Raw genomic sequence first — 26955 nt, 5'->3', positions numbered from 1 at the left:
TGCCGTGCGGGGCGCGCTCACTCGGCGATCGGCAGATAGACCCGGTTGCCCGCCGCGGCGAACTCCTTGGACTTCTGCTCCATGCCCGCCTCGATGTCGTCCTGGTCCAGGTCTCCGCCGTGCCGGCGGCGGATGTCCTGGGAGATCTTCATCGAACAGAACTTCGGCCCGCACATCGAGCAGAAGTGCGCCGTCTTCGCGGGCTCGGCCGGCAGCGTCTCGTCGTGGAACTCCCGCGCCGTGACCGGGTCCAGGGCGAGATTGAACTGATCCTCCCAGCGGAACTCGAAGCGCGCGTCCGAGAGCGCGTCGTCCCAGGCCTGCGCGCCCGGGTGCCCCTTGGCGAGGTCCGCCGCGTGCGCCGCGATCTTGTACGTGATGACGCCGGTCTTCACGTCGTCGCGGTTGGGCAGCCCCAGATGCTCCTTGGGCGTGACGTAGCAGAGCATGGCCGTGCCCCACCAGCCGATCATCGCGGCCCCGATGCCGGAGGTGATGTGGTCGTAGGCGGGCGCGATGTCGGTGGTCAGCGGACCGAGCGTGTAGAACGGCGCCTCCTCGCAGATCTCCTGCTGAAGGTCGATGTTCTCCTTGATCTTGTGCATCGGGACGTGCCCGGGGCCCTCGATCATCGTCTGTACGTTGTGCCGCTTGGCGATCGTGTTGAGCTCCCCGAGCGTGCGCAGCTCCGCGAACTGCGCCTCGTCGTTGGCGTCCGCGATGGACCCGGGCCGAAGGCCGTCGCCGAGCGAGTACGTCACGTCGTAAGCGGCGAGGATCTCGCACAGCTCCTCGAAGTGCTCGTAGAGGAAGCTCTCCTTGTGGTGCGCGAGGCACCAGGCGGCCATGATCGAACCGCCGCGCGAGACGATGCCGGTCTTGCGGCGCGCGGTCAGCGGCACATACGGCAGGCGCACGCCCGCGTGCACCGTCATGTAGTCCACGCCCTGCTCGGCCTGTTCGATGACCGTGTCCTTGTAGATCTCCCAGGTCAGCTCCTCGGCCTTGCCGTCGACCTTCTCCAGGGCCTGGTAGAGCGGCACGGTGCCGATGGGCACGGGGGAGTTGCGCAGCACCCACTCGCGGGTGGTGTGGATGTTGCGGCCGGTGGAGAGGTCCATGACCGTGTCGGCGCCCCACTGGGTCGCCCAGGTCATCTTGTCCACCTCCTCCTCGATGGAGGAGGTGACCGCGGAGTTGCCGATGTTGGCGTTCACCTTCACCAGGAACTTCTTGCCGATGATCATCGGCTCGATCTCCGGGTGGTTGACGTTGGCCGGGATCACGGCCCGGCCCGCCGCGACCTCCTCCCGCACGATCTCGGGGTCCATGTTCTCGCGGATCCCGATGAACTCCATCTCGGGCGTGATCTCCCCGCGCCGGGCGTACGCGAGCTGCGTCACCGCCTGACCCGGGCGGCCGCGGCGCGGCTGGCGGGGGCGGCCGGGGAAGACCGCGTCGAGGTTCTTGAGCCCGCCGCGGGGCGAGGTGTGCTTGATGCCGTCGTCCTCGGGGCGGAGCGGACGGCCCACGTACTCCTCGGTGTCGCCGCGGGCGATGATCCAGTTCTCCCGCAGCGGGGGCAGCCCGCGACGGACGTCGGTCTCGGCCGACGGGTCGGTGTACGGGCCCGACGTGTCGTACAACGTGACGGCCTTGCCGTTGGTGAGGTGCACCTGGCGGACCGGCACCCGCAGGTCGGGGCGTGAGCCCTCGACATACGCCTTGTGCCAGCCGATGGACTTCCCGGCCTCGTCGCGCTGGTTCCAGACCTGGTCCTGGCCCTTGTTCTGGGCCTGGTCCTGACTCTGGTCCCGCGTCGAGGCAGGCGTGCGTGCGTCCGATGTGGTCATGAGACCTACTCCCTACGCCGGCATTACCCGGTAACAGGTTCGGCGGTCGACGCAGCGGCTTCCGTACGGCTCGTGCACATCTCGTGCCGTTTCGTACGGAGGTCAGCGCCCTCTCAGCCCGGTGCTCCGAGCTCCCGCGATTGCAAAGGTGGCTCCACGCTAGCGTCATGTCGGCCGCGCTGAACAGAGGGCCCCCTCCGTTCTTGCGATGATCGGGCCGTGACCACCACACCCCCGCCGCCGCCTCCCCACTCCCGACCGCCTCACTCGGGCCCGCCGGATCCCGGCCCCGGGTACGCACGCGACCAAGGCCACGGCCACGGGCCCGCACACGGACCCGGTCCCGCCCTTGGGCACGAACCCGTGCCGGGGCCTGAGCCCACCCCCGGGCACGTGCACGGCGGTGAGCCCGGCGAGGGGCACGGCGGCCACGGCGGCGGGCACGGAGGGCATGGGCACGGCGGCGGGCACGGGCACGGCGGGCACTCGCACAACCACGGGCCGGCCGCGCCCGTCTCCCAGCATCTGCGCAAGGTGATCGCCGCAGTGCTGATTCCCTTCGCCACCGCGGTCGTCGTCGGGCTCGTCGTGCTCTGGCCGGGTGGTACGCCCTCGCACGAGCGGACGGGAGTCGGCTTCGACCGGCAGACGCAGTCGGCAAAGGTGACGAAGGTGCAGGAGCTGCCCTGCAAGGACCTGAACCCCTCGCAGACCCCGCCCAACGGCGACACCTCCACCGCCGAGGGCCAATCCGCCCAGTCCGGTGCGAGCGGCACCTGCAAGAAGGCGCTGATCGAGGTGTCCGCCGGCAAGGACAAGGGCCGCACGTTCACCGAGATCATCCAGCCGGACTCGGCCCGGCAACTGCACCAGGGCCAAGAGGTGGTGGTCGCCTACGAGCCCAAGGCGCCCGAGGGACTCCAGTACTCGGTCACCGATGTGAACCGCAAGATGCCCATGGCGCTGCTCGCCGGCATCTTCGCGCTGGCGGTCGTCGTGGTGGGCCGTCTGCGCGGCGCGATGGCCCTGGTCGCACTCACCGTCAGTTTCCTGGTCCTCACCTTCTTCATCCTGCCGGCCATCCTCCAAGGCTCGAACCCGCTGGTCGTGGCCGTGATCGGGGCGAGCGCCATCATGCTGGTCGCGCTCTATCTCTGCCACGGGCTCACGGCCCGTACGTCGGTCGCGGTGCTCGGCACTCTCATCTCGCTCCTTCTGATCGGCCTGTTGGGCTCCCTGTTCATCGGCTGGGCCGCGCTGACCGGCAACACGGACGACAACACCGGTCTCATCCACGGCCTCTACCCGTCCATCGACATGAGCGGCCTGCTGCTCGCGGGCGTCATCATCGGCTCCCTCGGCGTCCTCGACGACGTGACGGTCACCCAGACGTCGGCGGTCTGGGAACTGCACCAGGCCAACCCGGCCATGGGCTGGCGCGGCCTCTACCGCGCAGGCATCCGTATCGGCCGCGACCACATCGCGTCGGTCGTCAACACCCTCGTCCTCGCCTACGCGGGTGCCGCACTGCCCCTGCTGCTGCTCTTCTCGATCGCGCAGTCCAGCGTGGGCACGGTCGCCAACAGCGAGTTGGTCGCCGAGGAGATCGTGCGCACCCTGATCGGCTCGATCGGCCTGGTCGCCTCGGTACCGGTGACGACCGCGCTGGCCGCCCTGGTCGTCTCCGCCGACCGCTCGTCCGGCCCCGTCATCCCGGCCCCGGCCACCGGCACGCCGGCCCCACGCTCCTCCCGAGGCGGAAAGGGGCGCCGCCGCAAGGCCTGACGCCGGCAAATGCACCAATCTGCCATTGGTGTCCGCCTGTTGGGCCCGCGGTCAGCCCGCGTTCTGCTCCTCCGCCAGGATCCGGTCCAGCGCCTCGTCGAGGTGCGCCTCGAAGTCGGCGAGGGCTCGCTCCTGCCCGAACGGCACCAGCTTGTCCGTACGGTCCAGGAAGGCGAGCAGCAGTGGGATTCCCACCCGGAACAGCGCCTGGTCCTCGCCGACCTGAAGCCTGATCAGGGCCTCGTCGAGCGTCTCGGGATCAGTGGGCTCGATGCGCACGTCCCCCACCCCGCACGGCCTGACCACCCCGTCGATCAGCAGCTCCCGCCCGAAAGCCCAGGTCACCGGGGCGTCGCCGGGCAGGTGGAAGGTCAGCCGCACGGCATAAGGATCTTCTGCCTCATAGCGCAACTCCACGGGGATACGAAACGACAGCTCCTCGGAAACAAGGAAGCTCATCATGACTTCTGCCTGAACCGACTCGTCCATTGCGCCCTACCCCGTCACATAGCCCTCGAGTGGCCAGGAACCAACTTCCTGACGCTCCTGGCATCTTGCTGAACGTGCACACCTGATCACAAGGAGTGAGTTTTCAGATGCTGATAGAGAAGGCGAGTGTCCCTAGCAGTTCCCCGATCTCCCGCTGCAATCTCTCCGCGGCGGGCATCAGACGGGCCGCCTGAGCGGCGGGCACGGAGATGGCCAGGGTCGCCGCGGTGCTCCCCGCCAGGATCGGAACGGCGGCACAGACCGTTCCGAGCGCGTACTCCTGGCGCTCCACGACCGGACGCATGCGCTCCATGGCGTCGAGCCGACGCAGGAACGTCCGGTCGTCCCGGACCGAGTACCGCGTGATCGACCGCACCGGATAGCGGTCGAGGTGGTCCTGCCGCGCCTCTCCGTCGAGTTGGGACAGGAGGCACTGGCCGATGGCGTGGGCATGGCCCGTCTCGCGGAAGTCGGCCCACTCCTCGACGGCCGGATTACCCGGGGTGTCGGAGACCGCGACGACCTCGATCTCGCCCTCCCGGTACACGGCGAAGTACACCGGCACTCCGATGGCATCACGGCAGTGCGCGAGGGCCTCACCGATCATGCCGCGACGATTCTGCTGCGCAGCGCCGCCGCTGAGCCGCTCGACCGCCTCGCCGAGCACGAACACTCCATTCTCCCGGCGCAGATAGCCCTCGTGGGTCAGCGTGCGCAGCAAGTGGTAGGCCGTGGGGAGGGCCAGACCCGCCTCTCGGGCCAACTGCTTGGCAGGTGCCCCGTGCTGATGGGACGCGGCGGCTTCCAGCAACCGCATCGCCCGCTGCACCGAGCCGATGAGGGTGGGTGTGCCGGCGGTGGCGTTCGGTGCGGTGGAGGTGCCGCCCGGCGAGGTGGAGGTGTCGACCGCGGCCAAGGTTCACTCCCGAAGCGCGTAGGGGGAGCCGTCCGTGCCCGGAGAAACACGGGTGGGCAGTGCGCCCGTCCGCGAGGGAGCGGCCCCCGCGTCGGTTTTCGGACTCTAACCCTTGGCCACCGCTCCCCGGCCATCTGCCAGGAAACTTCCCTCTGCCGAGGGAACCGTTTCGAAAAGTCGCCCCTCGGCGGTAATCGCCTTGACGGCGACCTCTCGGCGTTCAGCCGGCCCCGGTGGGAGTCAGCTCGGCACGCGCGTGATCACCAATCGGTGCGGGACGAGGAGCCGGATATGAACTTCCGTACGACGTAGATGAGTCCACCGACCAAGGCGACGAAGAGCAGCGCCTTGAAGAGCAGGCCGACGACGAAGCCGACAACGGTCGCTATCACGCCGCCGAACACGACCAAGGCGATGACGGGCACGGCCACCCACTTCACCCACCACGGCATTCCCGCGAAAATCTCCTTCACTGCCATCGTCCTTACCTCTCTCGGCGCACATCGCATCGGCGCGGGTTCCTGAGTGTCCGTGGACTCCCGACTTCTTGCATTCGATGCTAGGGCGCCGAAGAGCCCTGCGGGGGCCGCGCAGCCCTTGTCCTCCCCTGATCCGACCCTGAGGGAACCCCGAGGTCGCGACCCTGAAGAGGGCCGACTTCAGAGAGCGATCAGGCCTCTCGGGGGTAGGCCTCGCAAGCACGTCTCGCACCCCTGCCGCTCGGGATCCGGCCTCGGCGTCAGGCCTCCGGCGGCGAGAAGACGACCAGGACCCGCAGGTCCTCGCTGATGTGGTGGAACTTGTGGGCGACGCCCGCCGGTACGTAGACGACGCTGCCGCGCGCGACCGCCGTCGTCTCCATGCCGACCGTGATCGAGGCACGGCCGCTGACGACCATGTACACCTCGTCCTGTGCGTGCGGCTGCTGCGGATCGGTCTCGCCGGCGTCGAGCGCGTAGAGCCCGACCGACATGTTCCGCTCCCGCAGAAACTGCAGATACGCGCCGTCGTTCGCCGCGCGCTCCGCCTCCAGCTCATCCAGTCGGAATGCCTTCATCGCCCTTGTACGCCCCTCGCTGGTGCTCACCCCGCGGAGTCCCCGCCGGTGCTCGTGAACCGGCCGTTCCCGGTCCGGGTCTGCCACGATCAGACACATGAAGAATTTCGTAGTCAAGACGATCGCCAACGCCGCGGCCCTGGCCGTCGCCGTGTGGCTGCTCGACAAGATCACCCTGACCGGCGGCAGCACCGGCAAGAAAGTCGGCACCCTGATCGTCGTCGCTCTGCTCTTCGGGCTGGTGAACTTCCTGGTCAAGCCGGTGGTGAAGGTACTCACCTTCCCGTTGTTCATCCTGACGCTCGGCCTGATCACCCTCGTGGTCAACGCCTTGATGCTGCTGCTCACCTCGTGGCTGGCCGACAAGTTCGACGTCAGCTTCCACGTGGAGGGCTTCTGGACCGCCGTCCTGGGCGGCCTGATCATCTCGATCGTCTCCTGGGCCATGAACATGCTCCTCCCGGACGAGGACTGAACGGCATGACGGACTCCGCACCCGTGGGCGGCAGCGGCGACGGCCCCTCAGACGGCACCGCCGACGCCCCCCACGGCACACACGACCACCCCGAACGCATAGGCGAGGGCACACGGGCCGTCCGGGCCGGGCTGCCCGAGCCGGTGAAGCACGAACCCACGCTTCCGGGTCCGGTCTTCGCCGCGCACTTCCACCTGCCCGGCAACCCCACGGGCGGCTACGCCTACGCCCGCGACGAGAACCCCACCTGGACGCACCTGGAGCGCGCCATCGGCGAGCTGGAGGCCCCGGGGGCCGGTGAGGACGTCGAGACGCTCGTCTTCGCCTCCGGGATGGCCGCGATCTCGGCGGTGCTGTTCTCGCAGCTGCGCGCCGGGGACGCGGTGGTCCTGCCGGACGACGGCTACCAGGTGCTGCCGCTGGTCCGCGAGCAGCTCATGGCGTACGGCATCGAGGTGCGGACCGCCCCGACCAGGGGCGACGCGCAACTCGACGTTCTGGACGGCGCCAAGCTGCTGTGGATCGAGACGCCGTCCAACCCGGGGCTCGACGTCTGCGACGTGCGCCGCCTCGCGGCAGCGGCACGCACGCGTGGCGCCCTTGTCGCGGTCGACAACACCCTGGCCACGCCGCTCGGCCAACGGCCCCTTGAGCTGGGCGCCGACTTCGCGGTGGCGAGCGGCACGAAGATGCTCACCGGTCACGGCGACATCCTTCTGGGGTACGTCGCCTGCCGCGACGTGGAACTGACCGCTTCCGTACGACGCTGGCGCAAGATCGTCGGGGCGATTCCGGGGCCGATGGAGGCCTGGCTCGCGCATCGCTCCCTCGCCACGCTCCAACTGCGTGCCGACCGGCAGAACGCGAACGCGCTGGCCCTCGCCGAGGCCCTGCGGAGCCGCCCCGAGATCACGGGGCTGCGTTATCCCGGGCTGCCCGACGACCCCTCGTACCCGATCGCCTCACGGCAGATGCGGCGCTTCGGGTGCGTGGTGTCCTTCACGCTGCCCACCCGCGAGCGTGCCGAGCGCTTCCTGGAGGCGCTGCGGCTCGTTGACGACGCGACGAGTTTCGGCGGTGTGCGGTCCACAGCCGAGCGGCGTAGGCGTTGGGGCGGCGACGATGTTCCGGAGGGCTTCATCCGCTTCTCCGCGGGGGCCGAAGACGCCGCTGACCTGGTGGCTGACGTACTCCACGCGCTGGACGCATCCGCAGGGTGAACGCTGCGGCGGCCGCGGACGGCGAACGGTCCGAGCCTCCCCCCTCGTGGCTCGGACCGTTCCGGTTCCACTTGCGAAGAACCGCGTGAACAAGGCTAGTTGACTCTGTGTCAGTGTCCAATCACTGTAGCGACAGAGGCCTATCGACATATTTATAGTTGAGCGCCCTGAGAGTCACGAAGGAGAAGGGCGTCGCCATGGACCTGGCCTTGCTGCGCACCTTTGTGACGGTGCACCGGGCCGGCTCCTTCACCCGTGCCGCCGCACTGCTCGGGCTCTCCCAGCCGGCCGTCACCTCCCAGATCCGCACCCTGGAGCGGCAACTGGGCCGCCCCCTTTTCCTGCGCCAGGCCCGCGGCGTCACCCCCACGACCATCGGCGACGAACTCGCCCACAAGGCCGCCCCGCATCTGGACGCCCTCGTGGAGATCGCGGAGACCGGACTCGACGAGGAGTCATCGGTGCGCACTCTCCATCTCGCGGGTCCCCCCGAGTTCACCGCGGAACGGGCCCTGCCCGCGCTCACCACCCTCAACGGCCAAGATGGTCACAGTTACGCGCTGCGTGCCTCGTTCGGCACCGCCGACGAAGTCCTGGAGGGACTCGCGGCCGGACACCACGATCTGGCCATCACCGCGGCCCGGCCCCGGGGCGGACTGCTCACCGCGACCCCGCTCTGCGACGAGGAGCACGTCCTGGTCGCGGGGAAGAACTGGGCCGCCCGCATCGGCCCCGGCAAGCTACGCCGAAAGGGCGCGCTGCCACTGGAGAACCTGCCGGTGGTCGAGGTGCACGAGACGCTGCCGTTCATCTCCCGCTACTGGGCCGCCGTCTTCGACACCCGTCCCGCCGCGGCCGGCGCCGTCATCGTGCCGGACCTGCGCGCGGTCCTCGCGTGCGCGGCCTCGGGCGCCGGTCTCGCCGTACTGCCCCGCTATCTGTGCGCCGACGCCTTGGCGCACGGCGATGTCGTGGCCCTCCTGGAGCCCGCCGTGCCCCCGCTGCGCACATACTTCCTGGTGGTGCGCACGGGCACGCTCGCCATGCCGCACATAGCGCGGGCGCACGCATGGCTGCTGCGGGCCGCCGTTCACTGGGCTTGATGGCCGCGTCCACCGGTTCGCGATGTTTCACGTGGAACAGTCCGGGCCACATTCCTCCCATGACCGTCCGACCCGTGGTCAAGCGCACCGCACGCGCCGTCCTGCTGGACGGCGACGACCTGATCCTGATCAAGCGGACCAAGCCTGGTGTCGATCCGTACTGGGTCACCCCCGGCGGCGGCGTGGAGCCGGAGGACGCCACCGTCATCGACGCGCTCCACCGTGAGGTGCACGAGGAACTCGGTGCGAAGGTCATCGACGTCGTGCCGTGCTTCGTCGACACCGTGGAGCACATCGGCGAGGACGGCGGCGCGACCGGTGTGAAGGTGCAGCACTTCTTCGTCTGCCGTCTGGAGTCCATGGACACCGGCCTGCGGCACGGCCCGGAGGTCGAGGAACCCTGCGGCGAGTACGAGATCGTCCGGGTGCCCTTCACCCGCGTCGGCATCGCCTCGGTCCATCTCGTACCGCTGTCGCTGCGGCACTACCTGGACGGCAATATCGAGGGCGTACGCGCGATGCACGCCCCCGACCTGGGTTAGTCCCGGGCCGCCGCCACCAATTCCTCGACCGAGTCGTGGCGGATCCGCCCCTCGGGGATGCCCGCGTCCCGCAGGGCGTCCCGGCCGCTGCGGATCATGCCGGGCGGACCCGAGAGGTAGGCGTCGTACTCGTCCCAGGGGCCGTACTCGCGCACGGCGTCCGGCAGATGGGACCGCTGGTCCACGATGGGGCGCACGGCGAGCCAGGGGTGGGCCTGCTGCAACCGCAGCATGGTGTCGATGTCGTACAGATCGTGATCGGTACGGGCGCCGTAGAACACGTCCACCGGTCGGCGTCTGCCGTGCTCGGCGACATCCTCGACCAGGGCCTTGATGGGCGCGATGCCCGTGCCGCCGCCCAGACACAGAAGGCCGCTGTCGGTGGTGTGGTCGACGGTCATCGACCCCGCGGGCGGACCGAGTCGCAGTACGTCGCCGGGGCGGGCGTGGTGCACCAGGGCGTTGGAGACCCAGCCGGCCGGGACCGCCTTGACGTGGAAGGACAGCAGCCCGTCGGAGCGAGGCGCCGACGCGAAGGAGTAGTGCCGCCAGATCCGCGGCCACCAAGGGGTCTCCAGGCTGGTGTACTGCCCCGCGAGGAAGGGGTAGGGCTGGTCCGGGCGGACCGTGACCACGGCTATGTCGGGGGTTCTGAGGTCATGGGCGACGACCTCGGCGAACCACCAGGCGGGGGCGCGCAGTTCGTCTTCCGCGGCCGCGTCGATCATCACCTGGGAGATCGTCGTGTACGTACGGACCCAGGCGGCCTCGGTCTCCTCGTCCCAGACCGCGCTCGCGTACCGGCTCAGAGAAGCGATCAGGCATTCACCGACGGCCGGGTAGTGCTCGGGTTGGGTGCCGTACTTGCGGTGGCCGCGACCGAGGTTCTTCAGATACGAGACGAGCACATCGGTGCGGTCGATGTTCTCGGCCGCCGTCAGCAGCGCCTTGAGGAGACGGTCCCGCTGGGTGTCCATCGCCGCGGGGAACAAGGGGCGCAGATCCGGGTGGCGGGTGAAGAGCAGTGCGTAGAAGTACGAGGTGACCTGATCGGCGACAGGGCCGATCTCGGCCATCGTGCGCTGGACCAGGGCCGCGTCGGGGGACACCGGTACGGACGGCTTGGCCAGCTTGGAGGACTGGGCGAGCGCCTCGGCCTCGGGCTCTGCGGGGGCCGGTGGGGCGCCCTGCGGGGCAGCGGCTTCGGGAGCGTGCTGCGGGCCAGGGGCTTCCGGAGTGTGCCGCGGATCGTCCGCTGCTGCCGGAACGTGTCGCGGGTCAGCGGCTTCCGGAGCATGCTGCGTGCCGGTCGCTGCCGTGTGCTGCGTAACGCCCGCTGCCGAGGTGAACCGGGGTTGAGCGGCTTGCGGGGCAGGGTGCGGCCGGGCCGCTTGTGGAGCAGGGTGCGGCTGGGCCGCGTGCGGGGCGGGCTGTCGTCGGGCGGTCTGGGCGGGCATCCGCGGTGCGGCGTCCGCCGCCGGGGCCTGTTCCTGATCCGCAGGAGCGGTCGCGAGTGCCTGGGCCGTCCGGGAGACCGACGCGCCGGATATTCGCTCTTCCACCGGAGCCGCGGTGTGAGATCCGGTGGAGACCCCGGAGTGCGACGCGCCGGGGCTCGCCTCCTCAACCCTGCCCAAGGGACGTATCGACGCCGGTCGGCGCACCTCCGCGGCTTCCGGCTCCTCGGCGCCGGGCCGCTGCTGATGCCCGTCCTCCTGCCGCTTCGGCGGCCTGCGCGGCGTGAACCAGCCACTCCCGCCGCCGGAAGTGCCGTCGTCCGCCGACGTGGTGGTCGGAGCGTCCATCCTGTGCCTCGCCTCGAACATCTCTCGGTCGGTCTGTGCACTTCCTGCCGGAAGCCCGCGCTTTCCTCGCTCTGCCTTGATGGCTGATCCGGCCACATTGAACCCCGGACACCCGGACCCTACGGACAAGTAGGGAAAGAATGTGACATTGGCCGCAGCCTGCTCACCGCAGCATCCCATCCACCACCACCGCGTCGCTGCATAACAGGAAGAACCGGCTCGGGATCTTCCCGCCGCATTAGGCTTCATCGACCTGCGCGCGCGGCCCGCAGGTGTGAGGTAGCCCACCCGGCACGAACCGGAGTCGACCATACCGGCAGCCGCGCGACATACAAGTCCCCTGCCCTGCCTCGCTAATTCAACGCCGACACCTTCCCGTGGCCGCAATCAACCGATGTGCCGGAGCAATTCGTACCCCTTGCGCAGGTCCCGCCCGAGATGAGAGCAGGCGGCGAGGCTCGGGATCGGAGAGGTGAAGGAGTGCCATGTACGCCGAGGCTAGTACCCGCGGTTACCCCCGCCGCCTAAGGCCCTGGACCAGCGCGGTTGGCACTGTGTTTCACGTGAAACCAAGCCGCCCCGCCCGTCAGGCCACGCGGTCAGGGACAGCGTGATCAGAAGCGACGTGCTTCTGCCCACAAACGGGTGGACGCCAAGGACGTACGTCAGACAGCCTGACCCGAGTGTCGACACCTTCCCTCTCCGCACTGCCCATCCGCCGGCTCACCCCACGCGATCTCATCTCCTGTGCCGATCTGTCCGAGGACCGGGGCTGGCCCCGCGAGGAACACAAGTGGGGTTTCCTGCTGAGAGCCGGGTCGGGCTACGGCATCGACGACCCCGACGGTGAAGGCCTCATCGGCGTCTTCGTGGTGACCCGGTACGGCCCGCAGGAGCGCCCCGACCTCACAGCAATCGGCATGGTCCTCGTCGCCGAGCGGTACGCCCGCCGGGGCATCGGCCGCCGTCTGATGCAGTACGCCATCGAGCAGGAGGCCCCGGTCCCATTGACCCTCCACGCGACCCCTCATGGCCGGCCCCTCTACGAACAGCTCGGCTTCAAGGTGATCGGCCGTGCCGAGATGGTCCGCGGCCGCCTCGCGCCCTCGGGTCCGATTCCCGGCATCGCCACCCGGCCGGCCACCGCAGAGGACCTGACCGCCATCCTCCGGCTCGACGCCGAGGTCTTCGGCCACGACCGGACCCACGTGATCACCCGTCTTCCCGCCTTCACCGACCAGCTTCGTGTCGCCGAGGCCGACGGCGAGATCATCGGCTACGCGGGTGCCTGGCCGAACATGGAGACGCATGTCGTCGGCCCTCTCATCGCCCGCGACACGGAGACCGCGAAAGCACTCATCGCATCGCTCGGCGCGCACACCGACCGGCCGCTGCGCACTGACATCGACGTACGACACGAGGAGCTCCTGGCCTGGGTGAAGGAGAGCGGCCTCGAACCGGTCGCCTTCAACGCCGTGATGGCCTACGGCATGCCGGAGCTGCCCGGCGACTGGACCCGACGCTTCGCGCCTTTGACGGTGGCGGCCGGCTGACCCGGACAGACGCACGGCGCGCGAAACACGCGTAGGCCCGTCCCTCTGCGCCAGAAGTCTTTCGGCGCCCGGGACGGGCCTACACGCGTAATGCGCTACGCGAGGGCCTCCACGGCCGTCGTCGCGAAGCCGTGGTCCTGCTCGGGCGCACCGCCGCCCACGCCGATCGCGCCGATCAGACGGCCGTCGCGGTGCACCGGCACGCCGCCCGCGATGAAGAGCAGGGGGCGGTCGAGCGCGGTGGGCAGGGTGTGGAAGGGGCCGCCGGGCTGGACCGCGTCGACCAGGTCGGCGGTCGGGGCGTTCAGCTGCAGGGCGGTGTAGGCCTTGCGGGTGCTGGTCTCGCCGGAGATCAGCACGGCCCGGTCGTCGCGCCGGAAGGCCAGGAGGTGGCCGCCCGCGTCGAGGACGGTGACGCTGACCGTGACATCGGCCGCCTCGGCGGCGCGGCGGGCCGTGGCGACGAGCGCTTCGGCGTCCTCGATGGTCAGCGGGGTGACGGCGTTGGTGGCGGTGGTGCTCATGAGGGGAGGTCTCCTTGCGGGGTGGTGCGGGGGATGTGAGCCGCGTGAGTGGGGAAGGTCAGTGGTGGACGGGCGTGGCCTCGACGGGGGCCTTGCCGGTCACGACGAGGCTCGGGTGCGTCACGGCGGTACGGCGCTCCAGTGCCGCCGAGACGATGGCCAGGACGAGAGCGGATCCGGCGAGGGCGGCTCCCACCCAGTTCGGGGCGGTGTAACCGAGGCCCGCGGCGATGACGATGCCGCCGAGCCAGGCCGAGAGCGCGTTGCCGAGGTTGAACGCGCCGATGTTGACGGCCGAGGCCAGGGTGGGGGCGCCGGAGGCCTGGTCGAGGACGCGCTTCTGCAGCGGCGGAACGGTCGCGAATCCGAGCGCGCCGATCAGCGCGACGGTCACGGCGGCCGCGACCTTGTTGTGCGCGGTGAGGGTGAAGAGCGCCAGCACGACGGCCAGGGAGCCCAGTGAGATGTAGAGGAGCGGCATCAGGGCCCGGTCGGCGAACTTCCCGCCGATGAGGTTGCCGGCCACCATGCCGAGGCCGAAGAGGACGAGCAGCCACGTGACGGAGGAGTCCGCGTAACCGGCGACGTCGGTCATCATCGGCGCCAGGTAGGTGACGGCGGCGAAGACTCCGCCGAAGCCGAGGACGGTCATGGCCATGGCCAGCAGCACCTGGACGTTGCGGAAGGCCGCCAGTTCGTGGCGGAGGCGCACGCCTTCGGGCTTGGGCAGGTCGGGGACCAGCTTGGCGACGCCCGCGAGGCCGACGACACCGAGCGCCGCGACGATCGTGAAGGTCATCCGCCAGCCGAGCGTCTGTCCGACGAAGGTGCCGAGCGGCACGCCCACCACGTTGGCCACGGTCAGGCCCGTGAACATCATGGCGATCGCGCCGGCCTTCTTCTCGGGGGCGACCAGTTCGGCCGCGACGACCGAGCCGATGCCGAAGAAGGCGCCATGGGCGAGGGAGGCGACGACACGGCCCGCGAGCATCACACCGAAGACGGGGGCGACGGCGGAGAGCAGATTGCCCGCGATGAACAGGCCCATCAGCAGCATCAACATCCGCTTGCGCGAGATCTTGGTGCCGAGAACGGTCATCAGTGGTGCTCCGAGGACCACGCCCAGGGCATAGCCGGTGACGAGGAAGCCGGCCGTGGGGATGGAGACGCCGAAGTCACCGGCGACCTCGGGGAGCAGCCCCATGATCACGAACTCGGTGGTGCCGATCCCGAAGGCCCCGATCGCGAGGGCCAGGAGCGCGAGAGGCATGGATCTACCTTCCAAACGATTGCAGGTGCGCTTAACGTGCGTCCACAATAGTTGCAGACGCGGGTTACTTGCAAACGCTGGATATTGCGTTCGTGGACTATCCTGAGCCCTAGCTACTCGGGGACGGAGGAAACTAGAGCCATGACAGCGACGGACCCCGCACTCACCGCCCTCGCGCAGGGTTGGTGCGCGCTCTCCCTGCTCCACGGACAGATCGAGACCCACATCGAGCGCGCCCTCCAGGCCGAGCACGGGCTGAGCGTGCGGGAGTACTCCCTGCTCGATGTCCTCAGCCGCCAGCACGACGGCGAGGGCGGCCACCTGCAGATGAAGCAGGTCGCGGACGCCGTGGTGCTCAGCCAGAGCGCCACCACCCGCCTGGTCACCCGGCTCGAGGATCGCGGGCTGCTCTCCCGCTATCTGTGTCCCACCGACCGCCGGGGCATCTACACCGACGTGAGCGAAGCCGGCCTCACGCTTCTCGACGAGGCCCGCCCGACCAATGACGCCGCCCTGCGCGAGGCGCTCGACGAGGCCGCGCGGAACCCGCAACTCGCTCCCCTGGTCAGGGCCGTCGAAACGCTCCGCGTGCCCGCCTAGACGCGGTGCCGGACGCGGCCCGCGGCGGAAGCCCCTCCCCGGTGACGGCAGCCGCATAGGCTGTCGCCATGGGAGATCTTGAGATACGCCCGGCCGTCGCCGATGACCTACCCGCCATCGTGGAAATGCTCGCGGACGACCCGCTGGGTGCCACGCGCGAGTCGCCGGACGACCTGACTCCGTACACCACCGCGTTCCAGCGCCTGGCCGACGACCCGAATCAACACTTGGTCGTCGCCGTACGTGAGGGACGCGTGGTCGGCACCCTCCAGCTCACGATCGTTCCGGGTCTCTCCCGGAAGGGGGCGACCCGGTCGATCATCGAGGGGGTGCGCGTCCATGCCGACGAACGCGGCAGCGGGCTCGGCACCCGCTTCATCGAGTGGGCCGTCGAAGAATCGCGGCGACAGGGTTGCCAGTTGGTGCAGCTGACCTCCGACGTCACGCGCATCGACGCCCACCGTTTCTACGAGCGGCTCGGGTTCACGGCGTCACACGTCGGGTTCAAGCTCCAGCTCTGAAAGCTTGCTGAGACGTCGTTTCACGTGAAACATGCCGCCTCTAGAAACCGCGCCACCCCTGCGGGTCCACCCCACCGGGCACCGGCGCTCCCTCGTCGTAGGGCTCACGGGTGAAGACGAACGACCCCAGGTCGAGATGGCTCACCGAGCCATCTTCCCGTCGTACCACCCGGAGCAGTTCCCCCGCGTAATAGCCGTCCAGCCCCAGCCACGTGCCGTCACCGTGCGGCCGGAAACGCGCTTGGCGTCCCGCGTCCGACAGCGGGCCGATCTCGATCCCGCCGTCGTTCACCAGCCGGAGCGCGAGCACCTGAGTGCCCCAGTACCAAGGGCCGGTCAGCTCCAGGACCTTCTCGTCGACTTCCGGGAGAGGACGCCACGGCTCCGGGATACGTGGCTCGGCCTCGGCGACGATCTTCACCAGGTCTGCGGCCACAGACGCCACCAGGGGCCCTGACGTGCAGTTGGCGAGAGCCACCGCCGCCAGCCCCTCCCGCTCGCTGACCCACAGTCCGGCCAAGAAGCCCGGGAGCGACCCCGTGTGCCCGGCCAGACTGAGCCCCTCCCCACGCAGCAGATCCAGCCCCAGGCCATACGTCCGGTCCCAGTTGTCCGCCTGGGAGGGCGCCGACGGGGTCCGCATCTCCCGCAGTGACTGCGCACCGAGCACCCGCTCGTCACCCTTGACGAGAAAACAGGCGAAGCGCGCCAGGTCCGCCGTCGTGGACCACAGCTGGCCCGCCGGAGCCATCAGTCCCAGGTCCTCGTCGGGCTCCGGCATCATCACGTCCGCCCAGGGATGCACGGCCCAGCCGCCCGCATGGGGTGCCTCGGGCTGCGCGCTCGTACGGTTGAGGCCCAGAGGCTCCAGGATCTCGCGGCGCAGCACCTCCTCCCAGGAGGCGCCCCGCAGTGCCTCCACGAGCGAACCGAGCAGGGTGTAGCCGGGGTTGGAGTAGTGAAAACGACGTCCGACGGGGTGCTTGAAGGGCTGCTCGCCCAGCACATCGGTGAGGTTCGGGCGCGTCGATCCAGGCGTGCGCTCCCACCACTCACCCGGCGTCTCGGCCGCCAGACCACCGGTGTGCGCGAGGAGTTCGGCGATCGTGGCCTCGCCCACGCCGGTCCCCGGCAGATGCTTCTCCAGTGGGTCACCCAGGTCCAGCACCCCCTCGTCCCGCAGCCGCATCACCAGTACGGCGGTGAAGGTCTTGGTGATCGACCCGATGCGGTACTGGACGTTCTCATCCGGCGCGTGTCCGTCGACCATGCTGTGTCCGCCGCTCCACACCAGCTCGCCGTCCCTGGCCACCGAGGCCACCAGCGAGGGGGCTCGCCCCGCTGTCTGAGCGGTGGCGATGCGGTGCAGCAGGGCTCGACGGGTGGCGGGGAGCAGTTCTTCATGAGGCGTTGTCATGGGACCAGTTCATCGGGAGGACGCCGGTACGTCGAGTGGATTCATAGGGAGGTCAGCACGTCGGTGGCGGTGTCGGCGTGGGTACCAGGGCCGGGTCGAGGTCGCAGTCGGGGCCAGAGCCCACTCGTCGTTCCGTCGCGCAAGTACCGCGCCTTCGCTCGTCCCTCGCGCTGGGCCCTTGGGTGGACCGTACCGACGTCACCGCTTGATCTAGACCGCACTCCAGGTCCTAGCCTCACCCGCATGATCACGGAACAGCGAAAGCTCGGCTCCCCGTTCGGTGCGCACAGCACCGCCGACGACGTGCTGGCGGGCCGCGACCTGTCGGGTACCACCGCCCTGGTCACCGGCGGCTACTCCGGTCTCGGTCTGGCGACCACCCGTGCCCTCGTCCGGGCCGGTGCCCACGTCGTCGTCCCGGCCCGCAGGCCCGAAACCGCGGAGGCCGCCCTGCGCGGCGTTCCCCGTACAGAGGTGCACGCCCTCGACCTGGCCGACCTGGGCAGCGTCCGCGTCTTCGCGGAGCGCTTCCTGGAGACCGGCCGCCCCCTCCACCTCCTCATCAACGGCGCGGGCGTCATGGCCTGCCCGGAAACACGCGTCGGCCCCGGCTGGGAGGCGCACTTCGCCATCAACCACCTCGGCCACTTCGCGCTCACACAACGGCTGCGCCCCGCCTTCGCGTCCGGCGGGGCCCGGGTGGTGTCCGTGGCGTCCTCGGGGCACTTTCTGTCCGGCATCCGCTGGGACGACGTCCACTTCCGCACCGGCTACGACCGGTGGTCGGCCTACGCCCAGTCCAAGACCGCCAATGCCCTCTTCGCCCTGCACCTCGACCGTCTGGGCGCACAACACCGCCTGCGGGCCTACGCCGTCCACCCGGGCAGCATCCTCACGACCCTGCAACGCCACATCCCGCGCGAGGAGTGGGTCGCCCAGGGCTGGGTGACGCGGGACGGCACGCCGGCCGTCGGCTTCAAGACCCCGGAACAGGGCGCGGCGACGGCCGTCTGGGCCGCGACCTCCCCTCTGCTGGACGCGCACGGCGGCGCGTACTGCCAGGACTGTGACATCGCCGAACCGGCCACCACCGAGGACATGCTCATCGGTGGGGTGAAGCCCTGGGTCAGAAACACCGACGCGGCAGCCAAGCTGTGGGACCTCTCCTGTGAGCTGACCAATCTCGCCTGAGCAGCTTGCCTCCGCTAGGCGGGCAGAGGCCCGGCATGGTCCAGGAGACGGATGAGCAACCCCACGAACTGATCGCGTTCCTCCGGGCTCAGCGGCGCGAGCAGTACGTCGTGCAGGTCGTCCAGGACCTGGTCGAGGCGGAGCAGATGACGGCGTCCGGCGGCGGAGATCGTGATGACGTTGCGGCGCCGGTCGGCGGGATCCGGGGCACGCTCGACCAGGCCCCGTTCGACCAGTTCGTTGAGCACGCCGACCATGTCGCTGCAGTAGATGCCGGTGCGTCCGCTCAACGCCGCCTGGCTGCCCGGGCCGTCCTCCTCCAGTGCGGCGAGTACGGCGTAATGCCATTTGCGGGCATCGGCCCGGGCCAGCCCTTCGTTGATCAGCCGGTCCGACCGCGCGGTCAGCTGCGACAGCAGTCGGCTGGCCCGCCGGCGCAGCCTGTCGGGCGTCCTCGGCGTGCCGTCATCGGGCCGGTCCGCAGCCTCGGCACTGGTCATGGCGCCCATCTCCATCTTTACGTTAGTTGGACTAACGATGCACGTTCGAGCGAGAACGTCAGCTGCACAAACGCCCGTCGCGGGACCTCAGCGTAGAACGAGCGACCGTTGATGGAAATCGAGCGCATCCCACGCAGATCGAGTGAAACCGACGGAAGGAAGCTCTTGCCCATCAAGAACCTGCGGATCCCCACTCCGGACGGCCAGGCCGACGCGTTCGCCGCCTGCCCCGACGACGGCACGCGGCACCCCGGAGTGCTCATGTACGCGGACGCCTTCGGCATCCGGCCCGTCCTGCGGGAGCTGGCCGGCGAACTGGCCGGGCACGGCTACTACGTACTCGTCCCCAACCTCTTCTACCGGCACGGCACAGCGCCTCTGATCGAACTTCCCGAGTACATCGGAGAAGAGGTCCGCTCCGAGGTCCTGGCCGAGGTGATGCCCTTGGTCAACGCGCACACCGCCGAACGCACCCTGATGGACGCCGACGCCTACCTCGGCTTCCTCGCCGCCCAGCCGGAGGTCGCCCCCGGGCCCGTCGCGGTGACCGGTTCCTGCTTCGGCGGCCTCCTGGCAACGCGCACCGCCGTGGCCCACCCCGACCAGGTGGCCGCCCTCGCCGCGTTCCACGCCCCTGTGAGCGCCGACGGGACCGACGTGTTCTCCGAGCTCACCGCCCAGGCCCACTTCGGCCACGCCGAGAGCGACCTCACGCCCGAGACCCTGGCCGAGCTCAACGAGGCCCTGGACACCGCGGGCGTCAACCACACCTCCGAGATCTACCCCGGCACCGCCCACGGTTTCACCATGTCCGACACCTCGGCCTTCAGCCCGAGCGGCATGCAGCGCCACTGGGACCGCCTGCTCCCCCTCCTCGACCGCACCCTGACCAAACACTGAGCCCAGGCCATCCCGGCGAGGCGGCACGCACGCTGCCCGGTGTGGGCGGGGAGGTGGGTCGGAGGACCCGATCATGCCGCCCGTGCGACGGGCCGCGTTCGCGGCAGAGAGAAGTGGGAGCCGACAACACGCCTCGGATCAGGTCTGTGCCATATCCACGAAGCGCGAGTAATGGCCCTGGAAGGCGACCGTGATCGTCGCCGTCGGGCCGTTACGGTGCTTGCCCACGATGATGTCGGCCTCGCCCGCGCGGGGCGACTCCTTCTCGTACGCGTCCTCGCGGTGCAGCAGGATCACCATGTCCGCGTCCTGCTCGATCGAGCCGGACTCACGCAGGTCGGAGACCATGGGCTTCTTGTCGGTGCGCTGCTCGGGGCCACGGTTCAGCTGGGAGAGCGCGATCACCGGCAGCTCCAGCTCCTTGGCCAGGAGCTTCAGGTTTCGCGACATGTCCGAGACCTCCTGCTGCCGGCTCTCGGCCCGCTTGGAGCCGCCGGACTGCATCAGCTGCAGATAGTCGATGACGACGAGCTTCAGGTCGTTGCGCTGCTTGAGGCGCCGGCACTTGGCGCGGATCTCCATCATCGACAGGTTGGGGGAGTCGTCGATGTAGAGCGGGGCGGCCGAGACGTCCGGCATGCGGCGGGCGAGCCGGGTCCAGTCCTCATCCGTCATCGTGCCCGACCTCATGTGGTGCAGTGCCACACGCGCCTCGGCGGACAGCAGACGCATCGCGATCTCGTTGCGCCCCATTTCGAGCGAGAAGATCACGCTCGGCATGTTGTGCTTGATCGAACAGGCCCGCGCGAAGTCCAGCGCGAGGGTGGACTTACCCATCGCGGGCCGCGCCGCGATGATGATCATCTGTCCGGGGTGCAGCCCGTTGGTGAGCTGGTCGAGGTCGGTGAAACCGGTCGGTACACCGGTCATCTCCCCCGACCGGGAACCGATCGCCTCGATCTCGTCGAGGGCGCCCTCCATGATGTCGCCGAGCGGGAGGTAGTCCTCGGTGGTGCGCTGCTCGGTGACGGCGTAGATCTCGGCCTGGGCGCTGTTGACGATCTCGTCGACGTCGCCGTCGGCCGCGTAACCCATCTGGGTGATGCGGGTGCCGGCCTCGACGAGTCGCCGCAGTACCGCGCGCTCGTGGACGATCTCCGCGTAGTACTCGGCGTTCGCCGCGGTCGGGACCGTCTGGACCAGCGTGTGCAGATACGACGCGCCGCCGACCTTGGTGATCTCGCCGCGCTTGGTCAGATCGGCCGCGACGGTGATCGGGTCGGCCGGCTCGCCCTTCGCGTACAGGTCGAGGATCGAGGCGTAGATCGTCTCGTGCGCGGGCCGGTAGAAATCGTGGCCCTTGAGCACCTCCACGACGTCGGCGATGGCGTCCTTGGAGAGCAGCATGCCGCCGAGGACCGACTGCTCCGCGTCGAGGTCCTGCGGGGGGACACGCTCGAAGGACGAACCTCCCCCGTCCCAACCGCCCTCCCGGCCGCGCTCGTGTTGCTCGTCGCGGCCCCTGCCGCCGTCACGGCGCTGACGGGAGACGGGCAGACGGTCACTGGGACCGCTGTCGGCCCAGGGGTCGTCCAAAGGCTCGGAAATACTCACCGGGCCACCTCCTCCCGTCCGCCGCGCGGACCTAGCCGTGCCCCTCTTACTTACGGCACGACACTGACAAACAAGGGGGCCCAACTCCGGTTCTGACGCGTCGGTTTTACCGGGTTTCCGAGGTCGTACGACGAGGCGGGCGCCGGACCACGGTAGGCCCGCGGGCACCGTCAGCCAATCTGGTTATCCACAGGTGGTGTGGATGACGGGCCCGATGCTGTGGAGAACTCCGCGAAACCTGTGCACGGCCCGGTGGACAGCCCTGTGAACAAGCCCTCAGACCCTGCGTGTCAGCGCCGCTGACCTGCGGTTTTCCCATCCACCGGCTGTGCAGAAGAAAAACTTTTCCCAGCGGGCCAAGATCACGACAAACGGCGCGTCACCGAGCGTCCACCGCGAGTCGAAGTAAGGGTCTCTAGACAATTGCATCTCTTACCTGTGGAAGATTAGATTGGTGTCCATGACACAGGCCCCCCTCGCGCCCAAGGCCGACCGGCGACGACACGACCGGGAGATCATCGCGCTCGCCGTCCCCGCCTTCGGCGCACTGGTCGCCGAGCCCCTCTTCGTGCTCGCCGACAGCGCCATCGTCGGCCACCTCGGCACCGCGCAACTGGCCGGCCTCGGCATCGCCTCGGGTCTCCTCACCACCGCGGTGAGCATCTTCGTCTTCCTCGCCTACGCCACCACCGCCGCGGTCGCCCGCAGGGTGGGCGCCGGCGATCTCCCCGCCGCCATCCGCCAGGGCATGGACGGCATCTGGCTCGCCCTGCTGCTGGGCGCCGCCGTCATCGCCGTCGTCATGCCCACCGCACCGGCGCTCGTGGACGCCTTCGGCGCCTCGGACGCCGCTGCCGGATACGCGATCACCTATCTGCGCATCTCCTCCCTGGGCATTCCCGCCATGCTCGTCGTCCTTGCCGCCACCGGTGTGCTGCGGGGCCTTCAGGACACGAAGACGCCCCTTTACGTCGCGGTCGGCGGTTTCGTCGCCAACGGCCTCCTCAACGTGGGCCTGGTGTACGGCGCCGGCCTGGGCATCGCCGGTTCGGCCTGGGGGACCGTCATCGCCCAGTGCGGCATGGTCGCGGTGTACCTCTTCGTCGTCGTACGCGGCGCCAGACGGCACGGTGCCTCGCTGCGCCCCGATGTGGCCGGGATCCGGGCCTGCGCCCAGGCAGGGGCGCCGCTCCTGGTCCGCACGCTCTCCCTGCGGGCCATCCTGATGCTCGCCACCGCCGTAGCGGCGCGTCTGGGTGACGCGGAGGTCGCCGCTCACCAGATCGCTCTCTCCCTGTGGAATTTCCTGGCCTTCGCGCTGGATGCCATCGCCATCGCCGGACAGGCGATCATCGCCCGCTATCTCGGCGCCGGCGACGCCAAGGGCGCCCGCGCGGTCTGCCGGCGCATGGTGCAGTGGGGTATCGCCGCGGGAGTGGGCCTGGGACTGCTCGTCATCCTCGCGCGGCCGGTGTTCGTCCCGCTCTTCACGGGTGACGCCACGGTCCGGGACGCCGCACTGCCCGCACTCATGGTCGTGGCGCTCGCCCAGCCGATCTGCGGCATCGTCTTCGTCCTCGACGGGGTGCTGATGGGCGCCGGCGACGGGCCCTACCTCGCCTGGGCGATGCTGCTCACGCTGGCCGCCTTCACCCCGGTCGCCCTGCTGGTACCGGTCCTCGGCGGTGGGCTGACCGCGGTGTGGGGAGCCATGACGCTGATGATGCTGGTGCGGATGCTGACCCTGTGGCTGCGCACCCGCTCCGGCCGCTGGATCGTCACGGGCGCCACCCGCTGAACACTCCGTTGTTCCACGTGAAACAGCCGACGGCGATACACGGGAGACAGGGGACGGCGCTTCACGTGAAACAGCCGACGGCGATTCACGTGGCACAGCGGCTGGCGTTTCACGTGAAACGGCGGACGGCAAAGGGGCCGCACCCATCGGGTGCGGCCCCTTCACTCAGTCCAGCCAAGCGGAACGCTTAGGCGGAGACGACCTCGACGTTGACCTTCGCGGCAACCTCGGGGTGCAGACGCACGGACGTCGCGTGGGCGCCCAGGGTCTTGATCGGCGAGCCCAGCTCGACACGACGCTTGTCGATCTTCGGGCCACCGGCAGCCTCGATCGCCGAAGCGACGTCGGCCGGGGTGACGGAACCGAAGAGACGACCGGCGTCGCCGGAGCGGACGGCCAGGCGGACCTTGACGGCCTCGAGCTGGGCCTTGACCTCGTTGGCCTGCTCGATGGTCGCGATCTCGTGGATCTTGCGAGCACGACGGATCTGCTCGACGTCCTTCTCGCCACCCTTGGTCCAGCGGATCGCGAAGTTCCGCGGGATCAGGTAGTTGCGGGCATAGCCGTCCTTGACGTCTACGACCTCGCCGGCGGCACCGAGGCCGGAGACCTCGTGGGTGAGGATGATCTTCATTAGTCGGTCACCCTTCCCTTATCGCGCGGTGGACGTGTAGGGCAGCAGCGCCATCTCACGGCTGTTCTTGACGGCCGTGGCGACGTCACGCTGGTGCTGCGTGCAGTTGCCGGTCACGCGGCGGGCACGGATCTTGCCGCGGTCGGAAATGAACTTCCGCAGCATGTTCGTGTCCTTGTAGTCCACGTACGTGACCTTGTCCTTGCAGAAAGCGCAGACCTTCTTCTTAGGCTTGCGCACAGGCGGCTTCGCCATGGTGTTTCTCCTGTGTGATCAAGAAGTGTGGGTACGGCCCACCCTCGGCCCGAAGGCCCAAAGCCCTGGGGCTTAGAAGGGGGGCTCGTCCGAGTAGCCGCCACCGGAGCCGCCGGAGCTTCCGCCCCAGCCGCCACCGCCGCCGCCCTGCTGCTGGCCGCCACCGGCAGGCGCACCGGTCGCCCAGGGGTCGTCGGCGGGAGCACCGCCGCCGCCCTGCTGCTGACCGCCGCCGGAGCCACCGCCCCAGCTGCCGCCCTGCTGGCCGCCGCCACCGCCGCCGTAACCGCCCTGGCCACCTCGGCCGGTGGTCTTGGTGACCTTGGCCGTGGCGTTCTTCAGGCTGGCGCCGACTTCCTCGACGTCCAACTCGTAGACCGTGCGCTTGATGCCCTCACGGTCCTCGTAGGACCGCTGCTTCAGTCGGCCCTGCACGATGACGCGCATGCCTCGCTGGAGCGACTCCGCGACGTTCTCCGCCGCCTGACGCCAGACCGAGCAGGTCAGGAACAGGCCTTCGCCGTCCTTCCACTCATTGGTCTGCTTGTCAAAGATGCGGGGGGTGGACGCGACACGGAACTTCGCGACCGCCGCACCGGAGGGGGTGAAGCGCAGCTCGGGGTCGTCGACAAGATTGCCGACGACCGTGATGACGGTCTCGCCTGCCATGGGGGAACCTCTCGGCGGGTTTGCTGCTGGCTGCTTGTTGCTGCTACTCGATTCCCGGGTGCCGCTGAGCTAGGAAGCTCAGTGCATCTCGGGACGGAGGACCTTGGTCCGGAGGATCGACTCGTTCAGGTTCATCTGTCGGTCGAGCTCCTTGACGACCGCAGGCTCGGCCTGGAGGTCGATGACCGAGTAGATGCCCTCGGGCTTCTTCTTGATCTCGTAGGACAGACGACGACGGCCCCAGGTGTCGACCTTCTCGACCTTTCCGTTGCCCTCACGGACGACGGAGAGGAAGTTCTCGATCAGGGGGGCGACAGCGCGCTCCTCCAGATCGGGGTCGAGGATGACCATCACTTCGTAGTGACGCATGTGGAACCCACCTCCTTTGGACTCAGCGGCCACGGTCGTTCCGTGGCAGGAGGGTCGTGATGCGTACGCAACCGTATCGGCCGCCACTGACAATCGGCTTCCGCGAACGGGAGCTCCTGCCGTGGCCGGGCAGACACGGGTGCAGACGGTACAGACTACCCGCACCGAGGCTTCCGGTTGAAATCCGGCGGCGGACGGGCAGAATCTGTACACATCGGGTGTGCATGGCGCTACGATGCGCCGCTTTCCGCAGGAGGTGCCTCCTATGGCACAGACAATGCGACACAACAACACCACCTCTCTCCTCGCCTCGGACGGCAGATCCCATCCGCTCCAGGACACGCTGGTCGGCGTGACGCTGGTGCTGGGGGCGATCGCCTTCGTGACGGCGATGTTCCACCACCTCCATCTGCTCAGCTCCTGGGCGGGCCTGGTCGGGATCGCCACGGGTGCGTACGGCCAGTTCATCTCGGCGACGACCCGCGAGCGCTTCGGCCTGATCATCGGTCTCGGGGCCTCGGCGATCGGGTTCTTCCTCGGGATGGCACACGGCGGACTCTTCGGCGGAATCGTCGGCTGACGCCCTCGCCGCACCCCGGCCCCGGGCGGGTCGGGGTGCTGAGGTCGCCTACGGCCAGTCGGGGCGCTCTCGGGGCGCAGTAGGCTTCGGCGCGAGAGCCGGAGCCCCTGAACCCATGGGGACACACCAGCCCGAGGAGCGCCCCGAATGAGTCTGACCCTGAGGACCATCAGTCGCGAGCAGCATCTGGCATATATCCAGACACTGCCGTCGGCGAGTCATTGCCAGGTCCCGGCATGGGCTGACGTGAAGAGCGAATGGCGCTCGGAGAACCTGGGCTGGTTCGACGACCGGACCGGCTACCTGGTCGGCGTCGGCCTGGTGCTCTACCGCCAGCTGCCCAAGCTGAAGCGTTATCTCGCGTACCTCCCCGAGGGCCCGGTCATCAACTGGTACGCCCCGAACCTCGACGAGTGGCTCCAGCCGATGCTCGCGCACCTCAAGCAGCAGGGCGCCTTCTCCGTGAAGATGGGCCCGCCCGTCGTGATCCGCCGCTGGGACGCTCCGGCGATCAAGGCCGGCATCCAGAACCCGGACGTGAAGCGCCTGCGGGACACCGAGGCCACGTTCATCGAGCCGCGTGCCTTCGAGGTCTCCGACCGGCTGCGCCGGATGGGCTGGCAGCAGGGTGAGGACGGCGGCGCCGGCTTCGGTGACGTGCAGCCCCGCTTCGTCTTCCAGGTGCCGCTGGCCAACCGCTCCCTGGACGAGGTCCAAAAGGGCTTCAACCAGCTGTGGCGGCGCAACATCAAGAAGGCCGAGAAGGCCGGCGTCGAGGTCGTCCAGGGCGGTTACCAGGACCTCGCGGAGTGGCAGCGCCTCTACGAGATCACGGCTGTGCGCGACAAGTTCCGCCCGCGGCCGCTCGGCTACTTCCAGCAGATGTGGCAGGCCCTCAACTCCGAGGACCCCAACCGCATGCGGCTGTACTTCGCGCGCCACAACGGCGTGAACCTCTCGGCGGCCACGATGCTCGTCGTCGGCGGTCACGTCTGGTACTCCTACGGCGCCTCGGACAACATCGGGCGCGAGGTCAGGCCCTCGAACGCGATGCAGTGGCGGATGCTCCGCGACGCGTACGCCATGGGGGCCACGGTCTACGACCTGCGCGGCATCTCCGACTCCCTGGACGAGACGGACCACCTCTTCGGTCTGATCCAGTTCAAGGTGGGCACCGGCGGCGAGGCCGCCGAGTACATCGGCGAGTGGGACTTCCCCCTCAACAAGCTGCTGCACAAGGCGCTCGACATGTACATGTCGCGTCGCTGATCCCGCACAACGTCGTTCCACCACTCAGCTACACCGCAGACACGAG

The 26955-nt window shown here is 69.1% G+C and carries 28 protein-coding genes; 13 read left to right on the top strand and 15 right to left on the bottom strand.

Annotation, left to right across the window (positions count from 1 at the left end; translation table 11 throughout):
• Positions 1-17 precede the first annotated feature (17 nt).
• Positions 18-1853, bottom strand: a complete 1836-nt coding sequence (gene thiC / locus ACZ5GP_RS14325) for a phosphomethylpyrimidine synthase ThiC (RefSeq protein WP_468751125.1) — start codon at positions 1851-1853, stop codon at positions 18-20.
• Positions 1854-2072: 219 nt separating this feature from the next.
• On the opposite strand from thiC, the gene ACZ5GP_RS14320 reads away from it, so the two are divergent.
• Positions 2073-3638: a YibE/F family protein gene (locus tag ACZ5GP_RS14320; protein ID WP_468751124.1), complete on the top strand. Its 1566-nt coding sequence runs from the start codon at positions 2073-2075 to the stop codon at positions 3636-3638.
• Between the two features lie 51 nt (positions 3639-3689).
• Here the strand turns inward: ACZ5GP_RS14320 and ACZ5GP_RS14315 are convergent, their stop codons facing one another.
• From ACZ5GP_RS14315 to ACZ5GP_RS14300, 4 genes are all read right to left on the bottom strand, one after another.
• The gene (locus tag ACZ5GP_RS14315) at positions 3690-4127 is read right to left on the bottom strand and encodes an SsgA family sporulation/cell division regulator (protein ID WP_468751123.1); all 438 of its coding nucleotides are present in this window, start codon (positions 4125-4127) and stop codon (positions 3690-3692) included.
• A gap of 103 nt (positions 4128-4230) precedes the next feature.
• Positions 4231-5043, bottom strand: a complete 813-nt coding sequence (locus ACZ5GP_RS14310) for an IclR family transcriptional regulator (RefSeq protein WP_468751122.1) — start codon at positions 5041-5043, stop codon at positions 4231-4233.
• A 260-nt stretch (positions 5044-5303) separates the two neighbouring features.
• Positions 5304-5516 carry a DUF5326 family protein gene (locus ACZ5GP_RS14305; protein ID WP_358578221.1) on the bottom strand — a complete coding sequence of 71 codons (213 nt, stop codon included), beginning with the start codon at positions 5514-5516 and terminating at the stop codon, positions 5304-5306.
• Between the two features lie 266 nt (positions 5517-5782).
• A complete protein-coding gene (locus ACZ5GP_RS14300; RefSeq protein WP_468751121.1) occupies positions 5783-6100 on the bottom strand; it encodes a cupin domain-containing protein in 318 nt (105 codons plus the stop codon).
• Between the two features lie 97 nt (positions 6101-6197).
• Here ACZ5GP_RS14300 and ACZ5GP_RS14295 point away from each other — a divergent pair, with 97 nt between their 5' ends.
• The 4 genes from ACZ5GP_RS14295 to ACZ5GP_RS14280 all read left to right on the top strand — a co-directional run bounded on the left by ACZ5GP_RS14295 (position 6198) and on the right by ACZ5GP_RS14280 (position 9440).
• Positions 6198-6575: a phage holin family protein gene (locus ACZ5GP_RS14295; RefSeq protein WP_468751120.1), complete on the top strand. Its 378-nt coding sequence runs from the start codon at positions 6198-6200 to the stop codon at positions 6573-6575.
• Between the two features lie 5 nt (positions 6576-6580).
• The gene (locus tag ACZ5GP_RS14290) at positions 6581-7795 is read left to right on the top strand and encodes a cystathionine gamma-lyase (protein ID WP_468751119.1); all 1215 of its coding nucleotides are present in this window, start codon (positions 6581-6583) and stop codon (positions 7793-7795) included.
• A 197-nt stretch (positions 7796-7992) separates the two neighbouring features.
• Entirely contained in the window at positions 7993-8898 is a 906-nt protein-coding gene (locus tag ACZ5GP_RS14285) for a LysR family transcriptional regulator (protein ID WP_468751279.1), read from the top strand.
• A 59-nt stretch (positions 8899-8957) separates the two neighbouring features.
• A complete protein-coding gene (locus tag ACZ5GP_RS14280) occupies positions 8958-9440 on the top strand; it encodes an NUDIX hydrolase (RefSeq protein WP_358578182.1) in 483 nt (160 codons plus the stop codon).
• On the opposite strand, the gene ACZ5GP_RS14275 is transcribed toward ACZ5GP_RS14280, so the two are convergent.
• Positions 9437-11245: a globin domain-containing protein gene (locus tag ACZ5GP_RS14275; RefSeq protein ID WP_468751118.1), complete on the bottom strand. Its 1809-nt coding sequence runs from the start codon at positions 11243-11245 to the stop codon at positions 9437-9439. The genes ACZ5GP_RS14280 and ACZ5GP_RS14275 overlap by 4 nt on opposite strands.
• Before the next feature lie 683 nt (positions 11246-11928).
• On the opposite strand from ACZ5GP_RS14275, the gene ACZ5GP_RS14270 reads away from it, so the two are divergent.
• Entirely contained in the window at positions 11929-12798 is an 870-nt protein-coding gene (locus ACZ5GP_RS14270; protein ID WP_468751117.1) for a GNAT family N-acetyltransferase, read from the top strand.
• Between the two features lie 95 nt (positions 12799-12893).
• Here the strand turns inward: ACZ5GP_RS14270 and ACZ5GP_RS14265 are convergent, their stop codons facing one another.
• The gene (locus ACZ5GP_RS14265) at positions 12894-13322 is read right to left on the bottom strand and encodes a GlcG/HbpS family heme-binding protein (RefSeq protein WP_468751116.1); all 429 of its coding nucleotides are present in this window, start codon (positions 13320-13322) and stop codon (positions 12894-12896) included.
• Between the two features lie 58 nt (positions 13323-13380).
• Positions 13381-14592 (bottom strand): MFS transporter, encoded by a 1212-nt coding sequence (locus tag ACZ5GP_RS14260; RefSeq protein WP_468751115.1) that lies wholly within the window; start codon positions 14590-14592, stop codon positions 13381-13383.
• A 141-nt stretch (positions 14593-14733) separates the two neighbouring features.
• On the opposite strand from ACZ5GP_RS14260, the gene ACZ5GP_RS14255 reads away from it, so the two are divergent.
• Positions 14734-15192: a MarR family winged helix-turn-helix transcriptional regulator gene (locus ACZ5GP_RS14255; protein WP_468751114.1), complete on the top strand. Its 459-nt coding sequence runs from the start codon at positions 14734-14736 to the stop codon at positions 15190-15192.
• Between the two features lie 68 nt (positions 15193-15260).
• Positions 15261-15713: a GNAT family N-acetyltransferase gene (locus tag ACZ5GP_RS14250; RefSeq protein ID WP_468751113.1), complete on the top strand. Its 453-nt coding sequence runs from the start codon at positions 15261-15263 to the stop codon at positions 15711-15713.
• Positions 15714-15753: 40 nt separating this feature from the next.
• Here ACZ5GP_RS14250 and ACZ5GP_RS14245 read toward each other — a convergent pair whose 3' ends face one another.
• Complete coding sequence (locus ACZ5GP_RS14245) at positions 15754-17130, bottom strand: serine hydrolase domain-containing protein (RefSeq protein ID WP_468751112.1); 1377 nt, start codon at positions 17128-17130, stop codon at positions 15754-15756.
• Between the two features lie 243 nt (positions 17131-17373).
• Here ACZ5GP_RS14245 and ACZ5GP_RS14240 point away from each other — a divergent pair, with 243 nt between their 5' ends.
• Positions 17374-18321, top strand: coding sequence for an SDR family NAD(P)-dependent oxidoreductase (locus ACZ5GP_RS14240; RefSeq protein WP_468751111.1), 948 nt, complete (start codon positions 17374-17376; stop codon positions 18319-18321).
• 14 nt (positions 18322-18335) lie between these two features.
• Here the strand turns inward: ACZ5GP_RS14240 and ACZ5GP_RS14235 are convergent, their stop codons facing one another.
• Positions 18336-18821, bottom strand: coding sequence for a MarR family winged helix-turn-helix transcriptional regulator (locus ACZ5GP_RS14235; protein WP_468751110.1), 486 nt, complete (start codon positions 18819-18821; stop codon positions 18336-18338).
• Positions 18822-18986: 165 nt separating this feature from the next.
• Between ACZ5GP_RS14235 and ACZ5GP_RS14230 the strand changes: the two genes are divergently transcribed.
• Entirely contained in the window at positions 18987-19721 is a 735-nt protein-coding gene (locus ACZ5GP_RS14230) for a dienelactone hydrolase family protein (protein ID WP_468751109.1), read from the top strand.
• A 138-nt stretch (positions 19722-19859) separates the two neighbouring features.
• Here ACZ5GP_RS14230 and dnaB read toward each other — a convergent pair whose 3' ends face one another.
• The gene (gene dnaB, locus ACZ5GP_RS14225) at positions 19860-21335 is read right to left on the bottom strand and encodes a replicative DNA helicase (protein ID WP_468751108.1); all 1476 of its coding nucleotides are present in this window, start codon (positions 21333-21335) and stop codon (positions 19860-19862) included.
• Positions 21336-21795: 460 nt separating this feature from the next.
• Here dnaB and ACZ5GP_RS14220 point away from each other — a divergent pair, with 460 nt between their 5' ends.
• Entirely contained in the window at positions 21796-23133 is a 1338-nt protein-coding gene (locus ACZ5GP_RS14220) for an MATE family efflux transporter (RefSeq protein ID WP_468751107.1), read from the top strand.
• Between the two features lie 187 nt (positions 23134-23320).
• On the opposite strand, the gene rplI is transcribed toward ACZ5GP_RS14220, so the two are convergent.
• From rplI to rpsF, 4 genes are all read right to left on the bottom strand, one after another.
• Entirely contained in the window at positions 23321-23767 is a 447-nt protein-coding gene (gene rplI / locus ACZ5GP_RS14215) for a 50S ribosomal protein L9 (protein ID WP_468751106.1), read from the bottom strand.
• Between the two features lie 18 nt (positions 23768-23785).
• The gene (rpsR, locus tag ACZ5GP_RS14210) at positions 23786-24022 is read right to left on the bottom strand and encodes a 30S ribosomal protein S18 (RefSeq protein WP_003949403.1); all 237 of its coding nucleotides are present in this window, start codon (positions 24020-24022) and stop codon (positions 23786-23788) included.
• 72 nt (positions 24023-24094) lie between these two features.
• A complete protein-coding gene (locus ACZ5GP_RS14205; protein ID WP_358578147.1) occupies positions 24095-24691 on the bottom strand; it encodes a single-stranded DNA-binding protein in 597 nt (198 codons plus the stop codon).
• Between the two features lie 78 nt (positions 24692-24769).
• Positions 24770-25060: a 30S ribosomal protein S6 gene (rpsF, locus tag ACZ5GP_RS14200; protein ID WP_399440404.1), complete on the bottom strand. Its 291-nt coding sequence runs from the start codon at positions 25058-25060 to the stop codon at positions 24770-24772.
• A 265-nt stretch (positions 25061-25325) separates the two neighbouring features.
• Between rpsF and ACZ5GP_RS14195 the strand changes: the two genes are divergently transcribed.
• Positions 25326-25640, top strand: a complete 315-nt coding sequence (locus ACZ5GP_RS14195; RefSeq protein WP_468751105.1) for a hypothetical protein — start codon at positions 25326-25328, stop codon at positions 25638-25640.
• A 147-nt stretch (positions 25641-25787) separates the two neighbouring features.
• Positions 25788-26909, top strand: a complete 1122-nt coding sequence (locus tag ACZ5GP_RS14190; protein WP_358578140.1) for a lipid II:glycine glycyltransferase FemX — start codon at positions 25788-25790, stop codon at positions 26907-26909.
• The last annotated feature ends 46 nt before the right edge of the window (positions 26910-26955 follow it).

It is taken from the genome of Streptomyces sp. NPDC031466 (genome assembly GCF_055581265.1).
Note: the sequence above shows the minus strand (reverse complement) of the source record. Positions and strands in the feature narration are given on the sequence as shown.

Coding starts and splice junctions, on each gene's coding strand:
- thiC (WP_468751125.1), bottom strand. CDS start 1,853: ATGACCACATCGGACGCACGCACGCCTGCCTCGACGCGGGACCAGAGT.
- ACZ5GP_RS14315 (WP_468751123.1), bottom strand. CDS start 4,127: ATGGACGAGTCGGTTCAGGCAGAAGTCATGATGAGCTTCCTTGTTTCC.
- ACZ5GP_RS14300 (WP_468751121.1), bottom strand. CDS start 6,100: ATGAAGGCATTCCGACTGGATGAGCTGGAGGCGGAGCGCGCGGCGAAC.
- ACZ5GP_RS14295 (WP_468751120.1), top strand. CDS start 6,198: ATGAAGAATTTCGTAGTCAAGACGATCGCCAACGCCGCGGCCCTGGCC.
- ACZ5GP_RS14290 (WP_468751119.1), top strand. CDS start 6,581: ATGACGGACTCCGCACCCGTGGGCGGCAGCGGCGACGGCCCCTCAGAC.
- ACZ5GP_RS14285 (WP_468751279.1), top strand. CDS start 7,993: ATGGACCTGGCCTTGCTGCGCACCTTTGTGACGGTGCACCGGGCCGGC.
- ACZ5GP_RS14280 (WP_358578182.1), top strand. CDS start 8,958: ATGACCGTCCGACCCGTGGTCAAGCGCACCGCACGCGCCGTCCTGCTG.
- ACZ5GP_RS14275 (WP_468751118.1), bottom strand. CDS start 11,245: ATGGACGCTCCGACCACCACGTCGGCGGACGACGGCACTTCCGGCGGC.
- ACZ5GP_RS14265 (WP_468751116.1), bottom strand. CDS start 13,322: ATGAGCACCACCGCCACCAACGCCGTCACCCCGCTGACCATCGAGGAC.
- ACZ5GP_RS14260 (WP_468751115.1), bottom strand. CDS start 14,592: ATGCCTCTCGCGCTCCTGGCCCTCGCGATCGGGGCCTTCGGGATCGGC.
- ACZ5GP_RS14255 (WP_468751114.1), top strand. CDS start 14,734: ATGACAGCGACGGACCCCGCACTCACCGCCCTCGCGCAGGGTTGGTGC.
- ACZ5GP_RS14250 (WP_468751113.1), top strand. CDS start 15,261: ATGGGAGATCTTGAGATACGCCCGGCCGTCGCCGATGACCTACCCGCC.
- ACZ5GP_RS14245 (WP_468751112.1), bottom strand. CDS start 17,130: ATGACAACGCCTCATGAAGAACTGCTCCCCGCCACCCGTCGAGCCCTG.
- ACZ5GP_RS14240 (WP_468751111.1), top strand. CDS start 17,374: ATGATCACGGAACAGCGAAAGCTCGGCTCCCCGTTCGGTGCGCACAGC.
- ACZ5GP_RS14235 (WP_468751110.1), bottom strand. CDS start 18,821: ATGACCAGTGCCGAGGCTGCGGACCGGCCCGATGACGGCACGCCGAGG.
- ACZ5GP_RS14220 (WP_468751107.1), top strand. CDS start 21,796: ATGACACAGGCCCCCCTCGCGCCCAAGGCCGACCGGCGACGACACGAC.
- rplI (WP_468751106.1), bottom strand. CDS start 23,767: ATGAAGATCATCCTCACCCACGAGGTCTCCGGCCTCGGTGCCGCCGGC.
- rpsR (WP_003949403.1), bottom strand. CDS start 24,022: ATGGCGAAGCCGCCTGTGCGCAAGCCTAAGAAGAAGGTCTGCGCTTTC.
- ACZ5GP_RS14205 (WP_358578147.1), bottom strand. CDS start 24,691: ATGGCAGGCGAGACCGTCATCACGGTCGTCGGCAATCTTGTCGACGAC.
- rpsF (WP_399440404.1), bottom strand. CDS start 25,060: ATGCGTCACTACGAAGTGATGGTCATCCTCGACCCCGATCTGGAGGAG.
- ACZ5GP_RS14195 (WP_468751105.1), top strand. CDS start 25,326: ATGGCACAGACAATGCGACACAACAACACCACCTCTCTCCTCGCCTCG.
- ACZ5GP_RS14190 (WP_358578140.1), top strand. CDS start 25,788: ATGAGTCTGACCCTGAGGACCATCAGTCGCGAGCAGCATCTGGCATAT.